The organism is Belliella marina, from assembly GCF_042682445.1.
GTDB classification, from domain to species: Bacteria; Bacteroidota; Bacteroidia; order Cytophagales; family Cyclobacteriaceae; genus Belliella; species Belliella marina.
Map to the genome: position 1 here is coordinate 556267 of NZ_JBHUHR010000039.1, position 12762 is coordinate 569028.

General features: G+C 41.4%; 10 protein-coding genes. 6 read left to right on the forward strand and 4 right to left on the reverse strand.

Going from position 1 to position 12762, the window contains the following annotated elements; translation table 11 throughout:
• Window positions 1-204: 204 nt before the first annotated feature.
• The 5 genes from ACFSKL_RS16105 (at window position 205) to ACFSKL_RS16125 (ending at window position 3485) form a co-directional block, all read left to right on the forward strand.
• Entirely contained in the window at window positions 205-1041 is an 837-nt protein-coding gene (locus tag ACFSKL_RS16105; protein WP_376887353.1) for a sigma-70 family RNA polymerase sigma factor, read from the forward strand.
• 331 nt (window positions 1042-1372) lie between these two features.
• Entirely contained in the window at window positions 1373-1840 is a 468-nt protein-coding gene (locus tag ACFSKL_RS16110) for a carboxymuconolactone decarboxylase family protein (protein WP_376887354.1), read from the forward strand.
• A 7-nt stretch (window positions 1841-1847) separates the two neighbouring features.
• On the forward strand, window positions 1848-2297 hold the full coding sequence (locus ACFSKL_RS16115; protein ID WP_376887355.1) for a RidA family protein: 450 nt from the start codon (window positions 1848-1850) through the stop codon (window positions 2295-2297).
• 4 nt (window positions 2298-2301) lie between these two features.
• Window positions 2302-2508, forward strand: a complete 207-nt coding sequence (locus ACFSKL_RS16120; protein WP_376887356.1) for a DUF1348 family protein — start codon at window positions 2302-2304, stop codon at window positions 2506-2508.
• A 413-nt stretch (window positions 2509-2921) separates the two neighbouring features.
• Window positions 2922-3485: a dihydrofolate reductase family protein gene (locus ACFSKL_RS16125; protein ID WP_376887357.1), complete on the forward strand. Its 564-nt coding sequence runs from the start codon at window positions 2922-2924 to the stop codon at window positions 3483-3485.
• A 148-nt stretch (window positions 3486-3633) separates the two neighbouring features.
• On the opposite strand, the gene ACFSKL_RS16130 is transcribed toward ACFSKL_RS16125, so the two are convergent.
• Entirely contained in the window at window positions 3634-5259 is a 1626-nt protein-coding gene (locus tag ACFSKL_RS16130) for a RagB/SusD family nutrient uptake outer membrane protein (RefSeq protein ID WP_376887358.1), read from the reverse strand.
• A 12-nt stretch (window positions 5260-5271) separates the two neighbouring features.
• Window positions 5272-8262, reverse strand: coding sequence for a SusC/RagA family TonB-linked outer membrane protein (locus ACFSKL_RS16135; RefSeq protein WP_376887359.1), 2991 nt, complete (start codon window positions 8260-8262; stop codon window positions 5272-5274).
• A gap of 355 nt (window positions 8263-8617) precedes the next feature.
• On the opposite strand from ACFSKL_RS16135, the gene ACFSKL_RS16140 reads away from it, so the two are divergent.
• Entirely contained in the window at window positions 8618-11128 is a 2511-nt protein-coding gene (locus tag ACFSKL_RS16140) for a Kelch repeat-containing protein (protein ID WP_376887360.1), read from the forward strand.
• A gap of 423 nt (window positions 11129-11551) precedes the next feature.
• On the opposite strand, the gene ACFSKL_RS16145 is transcribed toward ACFSKL_RS16140, so the two are convergent.
• Entirely contained in the window at window positions 11552-12004 is a 453-nt protein-coding gene (locus tag ACFSKL_RS16145; protein ID WP_376887361.1) for a hypothetical protein, read from the reverse strand.
• A 199-nt stretch (window positions 12005-12203) separates the two neighbouring features.
• The gene (locus ACFSKL_RS16150; protein WP_376887362.1) at window positions 12204-12755 is read right to left on the reverse strand and encodes a hypothetical protein; all 552 of its coding nucleotides are present in this window, start codon (window positions 12753-12755) and stop codon (window positions 12204-12206) included.
• Window positions 12756-12762 lie beyond the last annotated feature (7 nt).

Genomic DNA, 12762 nt, shown 5'->3' on the forward strand with positions numbered 1-12762 from the left:
GCACTCCCCTTTTCCTTCAAACCCTGGACGGTATGGCTTTTTAAGTCGTTCCGTCCAGGGTTTTTCTTTGGCAATGCCATGTATTGACTGGAGAAATTCTTTACGATATTTACAGGCATAATTGCGGATACCATAGAAAACAAATTTTCCGTCACGCTTTTCCAAGCTTGTTTGTCTTGTAGTAGGACCAATGAAATCCCCACAATGAAGAATTATTTACAATTGCTTTTTCCCTATGCATACAATATCCTTGGCTCTGTGGAAGATGCCAGAGACACAGTTCAGGAGGTGATCTATAAATTCACTTCAAAAAAAGTAGTGCCCGAAAACCAGAAAAACTATCTCATCAAAGCAGTCATCAACGAAGCGATCAACCTAAAAAAGAAAAAGAGTCGGACCCAACCCATGGAAAACTGGCTTCCTGAACCAATGTCTACGGACAGATCTGATCTTGCGCTGGAACTGCGGGAGCTCGTTTCCTATTCGATATTGATCTTGCTGGAAAAGCTGAATCCAAAAGAGCGGGCTGTTTTTATTTTGAAAGAAGCCTTTGCCTATACCCATCCGGAAATAGCTGAAGTATTGGGGATTTCAGTGGAAAGTTCCCGAAAGCTGCTTAGCCGAGGGCATCAGCGCTTAAATGAACCCCTCAATCCAACAAGACCAAAAAGTAAAGGGGATTTTGATGTTTTGGACAGATTCGTTTCTGCAGTTCGGACAAAGGATCTGGAAGGCTTGCAAGCCCTACTTTCCGAGGATATCGCTTTTACCGCAGACGGAGGAGATAAAGTGAAAGTAGTCAAGAGATTTTGCAGTGGTAAGACCGAAGTTGCAGAGATTTCGATTTTGGTGCATCATCGATTCCTTGCGAACAAAACAATACGTACAGCTTGGATTAACCATCAGCCCGCTTTAATCTATTATTACAAGGGAAAGATACTTACCTGCCAAGTGTTTGAGCTTGGACAGGATAACCAAATCCTCCGAATCAGCAGCATCGTAGATCCTGAAAAACTAAAGAACTTAACCCCCAACGAATAAAAAATAACCGGGGTTAGACTAAACACCCATCAGCTATAGACCGATAGGTTTGGTTTCGCCTAAAGGCGACTAAAGTGAATTCGAGACTTAATGTTCTTTGTGAAAAACTTGGTGATCTTTGTGGTTATAATTTTTACCACAACGATCACAAAGAAAAAACACTAAAGTCTTCACCTAAAGGCGAGGTATTTCTCCCCAGAATGAGGCATTAATCTTTTATTCCATTGTCTCAAGCTACTCGATCATTTCATCTTTGAATAAAAAACAACCAACCTGTCACGCTTTTATCTTTTTGATTGTCTTATAACCGAAAGTCAAAACAAAAAGAACGATGATGAAAACAAGAATCACCTTTCAGGAAATCAACCCTATTCTCTACGAAAGCCTCGCAAAAATGGACCAATACGCCAAATCTGTCCTAGACCCCAGGCTTTGCGAATTGATCAAATTCAGGGTATCCCAAATCAACAGCTGTGCCTATTGCCTGGATATGCATCATAAAGAAGCCATATCTTTGGGAGAGGAGGAATTGAGACTCCATACTTTGCCCGCATGGCGGGAATGCTCCCATTACTCTAATTCGGAGCGTGCAGCTCTTGAATTTGCGGAAGCCATCACAGAACCTTCCAAGTATGGGCTGTCTGATGACACCTATTTGGAGCTTGCCAAGTATTTTGACAAAGAAATGATCATGGCCCTCACTGTAGTTGTCCTCCACATCAATAGCTGGAACCGTATTAACCATGTATCAAGACCCCTCCCCGGAAAATATAAGGTCGGACAATTCAACAACAAATAAACAAACAATGAAATATCTACTAATAATCATACTATTCATGGCCATTCAGTCAACCTCTGCCCAGTATCTATCCAACCCTAAATCCCTTTTTGATCCATCTCCTTACGGATTTTCGCATGTTGCGACTGTTCCTGAGGGAAAGACCCTGATCTTTATAGCTGGTCAGGGAGGTGAGAAAGATACCGAAGGTACATTGGATGGCAGTTTCAGGGATCAGGTTCGCCAAGTGCTTGCCAACATCCTGAAAGCAATCGAACCACAAGGTCTCACTCTCAATGATGTGGTGAAGGTGACCACTTTGGTCGTAGAACACGATATGGATAAACTGGCAGCCATTGTAGAAGAGTTCAAAATAGCCTGGCCAGATGGTAATTTTCCCACAAACACCCTTATTCCCGTGCCGAAATTGGCTTTGGAGGGAATGTTGGTGGAGATTGAAGCTGTTGCTGTAAAATAATGAATTGGATTATAAGCTGAAAAAAGAATATTGGTCCCATTCTGGAAACAGGATTGCCGTAAGATTCGAATATGAATACAAAAACAGAGACGGAAAATCATTCAGGGCCTATGGAAATGAGAATTGGGAATTTGATGCTCATGGATTAATGAAAAAAAGGTTTGCCAGCATCAATGATCTGGAGATAAAAGAGGAAGATAGATACTTATAACCTGAGTTCGACTATTCTCACTTTGTCAAAACTGTTTTAAATGGTGAGAACTACGAAAAGAAGGTGCGAACTTTTTTATGAAGTTATGTTGGGATATTGCGGGTTGAAAAAGTGAAGTAGATTGCCGTTTAAAACCGAATAGTCGGCTCAGTCAATAAAAACACCCATTTACTGCGTTAAATTTTTGGGCGATAGCTTAGGCTATCCCTCAAAAATTTGCCTTGTAACTGGATATTTTTATTGATTTTGACTTTGTGATAACAATCGAACTCAGGTTTATAGAAAACCGTTTCTTGTGACAATGCTTGGATTTATATTCCATTCTAACTTCTTGTCGCAATTGCCCTCTAACTTGTCGATTTTACCCACAAAAAGTAATTATGAACTTGTTAACTTAGCCTCAAAGAATTGTTATGGGCAAGCTTATATCTTCGATTAATATCACACCAGATGGTTTCTGCAACCATGCAGACGTAATCGCAGATGAAGAACACCACAAGTTTTCAATTGGACAAATGAAAACTACTGATATGGTCATATTTGGGAGGACTACTTACCAGCTCTTCGAAAGTTTTTGGCCTAAAGCAGCTTCAGATACAACCCTACCAGAATGGATAAGGGAATTTGGTCAGTACATAGATGCTGTCCAAAAAACCGTCTATTCTAAGACCCTAAAAGAAGTCAATTGGAAAAACACGCAAATACTCCCCGAAATAGACCCCGACTACATTTCAAAACTGAAACTGGAGACTGAAAAAGATATTCTAATCTATGGCAGTCCAACGATCATTTCCGAATTGTCTGGTTTGGATCTTATCGACGAATACAATTTTCTTCTCCAACCCATTATTTCAGGTACGGGAAAGCGAATCCCAGCAAATATCAGTACTGAAATGTGCCACAACCTTGAGCTTAAGAGTTCTGAAAAATTCAGTTCCGGCGTCTTAAACCTTTCATATGGGAAAGTAATATCCTGAAGGCAAGAAGAAGCTTAAGCAACCCTGACTTTTTCAGCAGACCCTAACTTAAAGAAAAGTGTCTTGCCCTATTGGACCTTGTCATCTACCTACTACCTAAATAGTGGAAATTTCAAGCAATAGGGCAAGAACACTGGTATGTCCAAATTTAATAACCTGGATTTTGGATTAAGTTAGGATTGGATACCACTTGAATATCCGGTATTGGAAATAATTCCTTGTTTGGATCATTGCTTGGTTCGTGATCCCACCAGGGTTCAGTCACAAACTTCCCAAAACGGATGAGGTCAGTCCTTCTTTTTCCCTCAAAAATAAACTCCCTACCCCGCTCTTCCAGCAATTCGTCCAAGGTAAGCGTTGCTGTTGTATACATTGCATTTGGCCAATCACCAGTAGAAAACGCACGCCTCCTACTTTCATTGATCAAATCTACCGCTTCCTGTGTGGCCGTACCTCCATTTTGCCGCATCAAGGCTTCAGCTTTATTGAAATACAGCTCAGTCAACCTGTAGATAATGTAATGGTTTTCCCAATATGACTGTTCTGTATATCTACCAGAGCGATACTTGTGGAATCTTGCCCCACTGTTTTCCTCACCACGGGTCATACCTCCTTCGCCAGTTTCACCTTCAGTATTTCGTCTGATGTTATTGACATAGACCAAAGGCTGACCTTCGTATTCTTCGGTACCTAAAATAGGTGCTCCGGTAGCAAGGTTCGTTTGAGGCCCAAAAAGAAACCATTCTTTTTTCCGTAGATCATTTTCTTCGTATTTGTCAAAAGCCGAAGGAATAACTACAAATGCATTGTTGCCGCTATAGGTTACTCCAAGCGCAGGAGCCATATTTCCATATCCTGCAAAAAAACCTGCCCAATTGAAGGTGAAACCACCAATTCTGCTGAAGGCAAACTGAAAGATATTTTCAGGTGACAGGTGATTTGTATTGCTAAATGGACCAAATATATCAGAGTCCAAACGCATAGGGCCATTTAAGCTTCCCCCTTCACCATTGATCACCTTATTGCTATAGACAATACACTCTTCCCACATGGGCACTCCGCTCCATTTTTCGGCATTAAGGTACAATTCCGACAACATGGCATATCCAGCAGCTTTGGACACCCTGCCTACCAAGGCCTGGGAAAGTGGCTGAAGAAGATCTACATTTTCTTCTAACTCCTCCCGTACATAATCAAAAACTTCGGCTCTGCTTGCTGTTGGCGGATTCACTGGATTCCCTACTGCCGTGACAATCGGTACATTTCCCCAAATATCCATGATTCTCATGTAATGATAAGCACGCATTACTTTGATCTCTGCTAATATGGATTCCTTTTCTACCTCAGACATCCCAGCGGCAGCAAAATCTACAGTTTCCATATCTTCCAAAACCGCATTGACATAACCCAGTCCACTCCACATCAAAGACCAAGTACTCCTCATTCTCGGTTCTTGTGTAGTCCAAGTGTGGTAATGTAATCTAATATGATCGCCACCATCAAAACCGTGTCTACCTTTCTGTGGCCAAGCCAATTGGTCGGCTGCCAATTCAGAATGGTAATAATACCCACTCTGTCCAGTCGGAGCCAACCAAGCCTGCATATGGGTGAATGGCCTGAGGACACCCTGCATGATTTCAACTTTATTGTTGTAAAAGTTGTCCTTGGTCAATTGGTTATAGACTGTTTCATCCAAATCAGTACAGCCTGAGACCAGCAATCCTGAAGAAAGGAGAAATAATCCAAGTTTATTTTTATATCGTTTGATATTCATAGTTTCGTCAAATTAAAAGCCCACATTTAAACCTATGGTGTATGAGTTGGTCCGTGGATAAAATCCCCGGCCATCTATGCCCGTCGTAAATCCAGTATCCTGTAATTCAGGATCCAAACCGCTGTATCCAGTGAAAGTCAATAGATTTCGCCCAGTCACATACACCCTAAGGTTACGGATATAGTTATTTACGATATTGAAGTTGTATCCCAGCGTGACGTTGTCTAGCTTCACAAAATCTCCCCGCTCCAAGTAATAATCCGAGTACTGGGGATTGTCATTGAGTTCTGCATGCTTGGTTATCGCTGACCTCAGAAGGTTGTTTGGCAACCATGACTGGTTTCCAAAATATAAGTCTTGGGTATTGAGGATATCAAATTTGAATTTGCCCCTGAAAAAGAGGGTCAGATCAAAATTCTTATAGCGGAAGTTGTTGGTCCAGGAAACCATGTATCTAGGCACGCCATTTCCAATGATGGCCAGGTCTGCTTCAGAGATTTCTGAGGCTGGAACCATACTGCCATCTGCTTTGAAAAACTGCCATTTTCCATCATCGGTGAATCCGGCGAAGCGTTTGCCGAAGAAATTACCCACTGTACCACCTTCTACCAAACGGATCGCATTTCCAAGATTCCCAGGGGAAGGCAGACCGCCAAACTCCAAGAATGTGGCTGAATACACATCATTGGTAAGGGTAGATAACTTGTTGAATTGGGAGTTGGCAGCAAAGTCCATATTCCATGAAAAGTTTGGTTTCTTCATCACCATTCCACTTAAGAATAGCTCGACTCCACGGTTGTTGATTGTACCTACGTTTGTATAGATTCTGTCACGGACAAATGGCGGCTGCTGTGCGATATAATTATACAGCAAATCAACTGTCTGTCTGCTGTAGACATCCAATGCCCCAGTGATCCTGCTATCAAACAAAGAGAAATCCATCCCGAAATTCCATTCCTGCTTTTTCTCCCATCTCAAATCCGGATTGGGGTTTCTTGAAGGTCCGTAAGTTTGGTAAAACACTCCTTCCTGTGGATACACCCCACCTGTACTCAAGGTCACCAAAGATTGGTAATTCGGAATTCCTTGGTTACCTGTCACACCATATCCGACACGGATTTTCATGACATTGATCTGGGGGATAGCACTCATAAAGCCTTCCTCAGCCAAATCCCAACCTGCTGAAATTGCAGGGAAGTTACCCCATTTGTTGTTGGCTCCAAACCTGGACGAGCCTTCCCTTCTCAAGGTAAACTGGGCAAAGTAACGGTCTTTGTAGGCATAACTAGCCCTACCAAAGAAAGCGATAAGGGTATTGTCTTCTTTTCCGCTACCCATACCTGGCCGTGGCAGCAGAGTATTGTTGATCGCACTGCCTGCTCCCAGATTCCAATCCTGAAATGCATCTGTGGTAAATCCACTGTTGTTGACATTGAATGACTCCCATGTAAAATACTGATAGGAATATCCACCAATGAAATCCATACTATGGTCACCAATGATCCTTTTGTAATCTATAGTACTCTCAAAGGTGTTGTTCCATTCCAGGTAATTGCTTTTTGCGGCATAGCCTGTACCTTGAAACTGGGAGTTTTGCCTTTGGTCAAAATCCGTCATGGCCCTATACAGCCTGTCATTCCAGGTATTGCGCTGATGGGCACCAAATGCGGAGATATTCAAACCCTCGATGATTTCCAAAGTCATTTTTCCATCTGCGGAAAATGTATGCTGGTTCCTTTCACTGATCCTGTTGGCAAAGCGTGAGAGCGGATTGTAATTGTTGAATGCCTCTGTCTCTACAAAAGATCCATCTGGATGGAAGATCGGCGCAGTAGGATTTCGCTGTATGGCTTGCTCAAAATCACCTCCGCCACCACCGAGACGATTCATGCCACTGAAGTTTGTAGCCACATTGGCCTGGAGCAACAACCTCTCCTTCAAGCCCCTGTGGTTGACATTTACCCTACCGCCAATCTGCTGTCTGGTATTCTCCCTGGCAATCCCCTGTGCATCATTGAAGTATAGGGAAACACGGTAGTTGGAATTGGCCCTACCACCCGAAGCGGCTAGGTTGTGATACTGGCTCAGGTTATTCCTGTCAATCAGCTCATCATAGAGATCTGTCGAATGCCCCAAGTCATTGCCTTCTCCAATTTTCCCCTGAGCAATCAGCTCACGGTAATCAGCAGCAGTCAGAAAATCAGGTTTCCTGTCGACCACCTCCCGCTGAAAATAATTGGAATATTCAAACCTTGGCTCACCTGATTTCCCACGCTTGGTGGTAATCAAAATCACCCCGTTGTTACCACGGGTACCATATATGGCTGCTGCAGATCCATCTTTCAATACATCAAAGGAAGCGATATCATCCTGCTGCAAAAGATCCAGGTTGCCACCCGGAATACCGTCAATCACGATCAAAGGCTGCAGATTTCCCGTCAGGGAGGTTACCCCACGGAGCTGAATCGCCGCCCCTACATTGGGATTGTTGCCTTGGGTACGTGTGATACTCAAACCTGCCACCTTGCCTTGGATCAGGTCCAATGGGGAGCGGACACCTCCTTGGTTGAAGTCTTCCACTGCAACTGTGGCCACAGAAGAAGTAATCTCCTTTTTCCTTTGGGTGCCATATCCGATCACCACGAATTCGTCGAGATTCTGGGAATCACTCTCCATCCGGAGATTCAAGGTGGTCTGTGTTCCCACCACCCTTTCTGCACTATGCATTCCCATAAAACTGAATACCAATACCGACTCCGGTGATGCTACCTCAATTCTGAAACTGCCATCAAGGTCTGTAACAGTACCATTGTTGGTTCCTTTTTCCAACACAGATACTCCAGGAAGCAATTCACCCGATTCATCTGAGACAACTCCCTTGACAGTAACTGAAGCCTGGGCCATCAAATGTGTGGAAATCAAAACTAAAATGCAGGTAAATAAAACTTTGGTAAATGTGTTTGTCAATTGTGTCTGTTTTTGGTGAAATCTAAAACTTTTCATACATCATTATTGGGGTTAAAATCATTGGAAGATCTCTGCATGGCCACTGGCATGCAGGTTGACTCATTTCTTTTTTCATGGGCTATTATGTTTTGTTAAGTGTTAAAAGATTGGTGGGAGAAAATTGTATTTCCCCACCTGCTATTGAATGCTCAAAAAAACAAGCGTACGGTTAATTAATCCGAAATAATCGCTTAACAGATCGGTTAATTAAAAATTAATTCACTGGATTTTCGGAAAATATCAAAGAAATCTATCATCTTATGAAATAAAATTTAAAAAGTAGCTGGTAGTTTATTCACTTGATTCTATTTAGATTTGAGTAATACATTCAAACAGTACCTTTGTCAGTACCATGAAGAAAGCTTTTTTATTTACCATATTTATTTTGATTATTGTCATTAGGTCTTTCGGAGATGATAACTTCCATTCTGGATTATACTTCACTTCCCATGAAGCCAATCAAGACTACCGGACTTCACTCCACCTAACTCCTTCAGGACCGCTACCTTTCCCAAATGGATTCAGTATTGATTTTGAAACCAAATTCCGACATGGGGATGGTTACTTTGGTTATATCTATCGCATCATAGGTGATAACACCTACAACATAGATCTAGTGGCCAATCTCAACACCTCCCAAACGGCATTTTGGCTGGTGGCCAAGGATACGATTCTATTTGGCTTTCGCTGGGATGAAATCGGTGGGGAAAATTACAAGGATTGGCTTCCCATCAAAATGAATATCGATGGGGCAAATAATGAAGTCAGGCTCTCTATCAACGGGGTGCAAAAATCGGGCAAGCACATATTCCCCCCAGGCGTACTCAAAAAGCTTGATTTCTTCTTCGGTGCACACAAGACAGAGAAATTTGTAGTCACTGATGTGGCTCCCATGAAAATCAAAAATATCCGCCTACGGGACTGGGATGGAAATGACAAAGCATTCTGGAAATTGGACCGGCACCGAGACACCCTTGTATTTGATGAATTAAACGGCTTGAAGGCCGAGGTGGCCAATCCTATCTGGGAGATCAACAAACATACCAATTGGACTAAGCTTTTTGAGCTATCAGTTCCCCAAAAACTCGGTACAGCAATCAATACCAAAGATTCCAAGCTATACATTATAGGAACAAAAGAGCTGTATAGCATAGACCTGCAAACTGGACTTTCCAAAAAAACAAGCTATACCCATGGTGGACCATATAATTGTTCATTGAATACATTTCTCTTTGATACAGATTCCAACACCATTATTTCCTATGCATTTGACCATTCTGCGCCTAGCATCCTCGACCTGGAGACATTGGCCTGGAGTCTTCAACCTGAGCCCTGTGATTTGCCTAATTATTGGCACCACAACCGAATCTTCCAAAAAAACACCATCCTGACATTTGGGGGCTATGGTTTATTTACTTTCAAAAACCAGATGCAGGAATTGAACCTGGAAGACCAAACTTGGAAACAAGCCCCCTTTGCTGCATCTATTGAACCAAGGTACTTGGCAGGAGTCGGGCAGATGAAGGAGGATGAAATCTACATTTTTGGCGGCTATGGAAGTAAGTCAGGCGCACAGCACATAGACCCTCACAACTATTATGATTTGCATAGGGTAAACCTCACCACAGGGCAGACAGACTTGCTCTGGGACAAGACCCGACAGCTACCCAAGCATTTTGTACCGGTAGAAACTATGATACCTACCCCGGAAAATGATGGTTTCTATACCTTGATTTATGACCATTCCAAATACAATACACATCTTAACCTTGCCAAAATACCCCTAGAAAACAGCGAAATCGTTGTGTTTTCGGATTCTATCCCATATGATTTCAAAGATATAGAGTCTTGGTGTGGTCTGTATTATCTGGAAGACTCCAATAACCTGGTCGCCATTACCATGACCAACGAAAAATTTTCTGTTTACGGAATGGCCTTTCCTCCCCTCTTGCTCGAAACAACCTTTCAGCCCAATGATTCAGGAGAACCTCTCTTCCCTTGGGAAGGTATATTTTTTGCTGTTTCGCTATTGGCTCTCATAATTCCAATATGGTTTATCTGGAAGCGCAAAAAACATACAGGGACCATAAAGACCACCTTGGAGAACCCTGATACCAGCCCAGAGCCAATATTTACACGTCAAAAAGCGTCCTCTCTGTACTTTTTAGGTGGATTTCAGGCTTTTGACAAAAACGGGAAAAATATCACTGGGGAATTTACCCCAACCTTGAGACAATTGTTTTTGGTTGTGTACTTCTATTCTGTAAATGGCAAAGGCATTTCTTCGTCCAAATTGAAGGAAATCATCTGGCCGGACAAGCCTGACAACAGTGCGAAAAACAACAGAAATGTCAATATCAGCAAATTGCGATTGATATTGGAGAAAATAGGCAATCTCCATATTGACTGTGAAGAGTCTTATTGGAAAATCCACTTAGACATTGGCGTATATTCTGATTATGAGGAAATCATGTCTTTGATAGATGGGCTCAAAACCAATCCAAACCACCAACATACCCATAGACTCATAAACTTGTTGGCTTCTGGGGATCTTTGTCCCAATGTGCAGACAGACTGGATGGACAACTTTAAAGTAGCCTATTCAAATCTGGCCATAGATACACTTTTTGGATTGTTGAATTCTGGAAACATCGGTGAAAACCAGCACCTGCTACGTTTGAGTGTAGCTGAAGCACTTTTGATCCATGACATGCTCAATGAGGAAGCCTTGAAGATCAAATGCCAGGTTTTGTTTCTGATGGGAAAAAATGGATTGGCACTACAGGCTTATGAAAAATTTGCCAAGGATTACGAGAGAATGATGGGAGTAGCATACCAAGGATCCGTGGGAAGTATTCTATAAAATCGGTCCTATAAACCAATAAATCACACTTGATTACCCATTCAACTATATTATCCATAGGTGGATTTTGGGCATTTGATTTTATCTTAATATGTATATACGCTTTCTTGCACGTAGCCAAACAAAATATTGTTGGGTGAGCAATTTGAGTTTCTGTTGACTGTGAACTGTTGTCTGTTGACGAGTATCCGCATCGAATAAAGTCATCTTTATCACAACGTGCAACATTGCGGATACTCATATATTTTAATATGTATATACGCTACTTTGCCACAAGCCAAACAAAGTTTCTCCAACAACGGATTTTCATTACTGTTGGCTGTCGTCCGTTGACACTCGTGCGCCGTGGCGTAGTTGACAATTATCCGCATGATTACATATGCATAATTTAACTACTGCTGCCATTGCGGATAATCATATTTTTTAATAATCTAACCCAACCTCATGTAGCTTTTTCATAACCCGAAACTTAAAGAAATGAAAATTAACTATTATAACAATATAAATAAGGATTGGAAGACACACAAAAAAGGCCTTCAATACAGGGTCATTTAAATAAAGCCCAGCCGCTATCATGCAAATGAATCCTATTGCTAGTTGTATGGCATAAACGAGGAGCAGTTTATTTGAAAACCTGATTCTTACTTCCACAGACCTGTTTCCTTCATCTAATTCTGCAAAGGTCAAACCCAACCTCAAGATTTGAATTAGCATCAAATTATAAGAGAAGATAATCTGTGGTGGTTTTGATTTTAGCAATGAATAGCTGAACAAACTTGATGTTTTACCATTAAACAAATTTGACCCAATATCTTCTTGGGTTAGAGTTGTGTTGGCATGGGATCTAAAGACCGGCAAAAATAAATTATTCTTCATTGTTTAAATGTTTTCAGAATCTTGTTGGACAAAGCTTGCGGGCTACGCTACAGCACACGAAAGAAGCCTATAAATATAGGAATATGTCTGTTCATCCACTACTACTTCCTGGGTTAGTCTTTCGAATCCTAAATTGAAACTATCCTCATCGGCACAGTTGTATATCTGTACACATAATTCTTGGTATTCCCCATAAGTTTTAGCATTCTTTTCCAAACAAAGATTCATAAATTTCACGCGAAAAGCATACAATCAAGGCTTCATCTGGACACATAAAGCTATACCTGTCTTTTACCATATCAAATTCACTCGCAACTATCACAAGACTTAGATCTTCAGAAAATGTAATCTCCAATCCTCTAGGATAAATATCTGGAGGATTGCCCCTAAAATGATTTTTATATAAGCTTCCCCAAATAATTTCAACACTTTTTATTTCTTTGTTCAAATACTTACTCCATACAAAGTATTTGGATTGATCCCATTGTTTTAATTGGAAATCTAAATTGGACTCTATTCTCATATCCAAAGTGTAGAAGTGAAACTCTTCCAAAAACTTTGTTGAATCGAAAAAAGTAAATACAGACCCCGATTGCATCTCGAAGTATAATAAAGAGAGGGGAATATATTCGAAACGAACTTCATTCAACTCTCTGGTATTGAGAAATCCCTCAACACCAAACTCGTAGTACACATTGGTCAGCACGTGTCCAACCAGCTTATCACATTCTACTTTAAAAGCTTTTGTCATTTTCGTT

Coding starts and splice junctions, on each gene's coding strand:
- ACFSKL_RS16105 (WP_376887353.1), top strand. CDS start 205: ATGAAGAATTATTTACAATTGCTTTTTCCCTATGCATACAATATCCTT.
- ACFSKL_RS16110 (WP_376887354.1), top strand. CDS start 1,373: ATGATGAAAACAAGAATCACCTTTCAGGAAATCAACCCTATTCTCTAC.
- ACFSKL_RS16115 (WP_376887355.1), top strand. CDS start 1,848: ATGAAATATCTACTAATAATCATACTATTCATGGCCATTCAGTCAACC.
- ACFSKL_RS16125 (WP_376887357.1), top strand. CDS start 2,922: ATGGGCAAGCTTATATCTTCGATTAATATCACACCAGATGGTTTCTGC.
- ACFSKL_RS16130 (WP_376887358.1), bottom strand. CDS start 5,259: ATGAATATCAAACGATATAAAAATAAACTTGGATTATTTCTCCTTTCT.
- ACFSKL_RS16135 (WP_376887359.1), bottom strand. CDS start 8,262: ATGAAAAGTTTTAGATTTCACCAAAAACAGACACAATTGACAAACACA.
- ACFSKL_RS16140 (WP_376887360.1), top strand. CDS start 8,618: ATGAAGAAAGCTTTTTTATTTACCATATTTATTTTGATTATTGTCATT.
- ACFSKL_RS16145 (WP_376887361.1), bottom strand. CDS start 12,004: ATGAAGAATAATTTATTTTTGCCGGTCTTTAGATCCCATGCCAACACA.
- ACFSKL_RS16150 (WP_376887362.1), bottom strand. CDS start 12,755: ATGACAAAAGCTTTTAAAGTAGAATGTGATAAGCTGGTTGGACACGTG.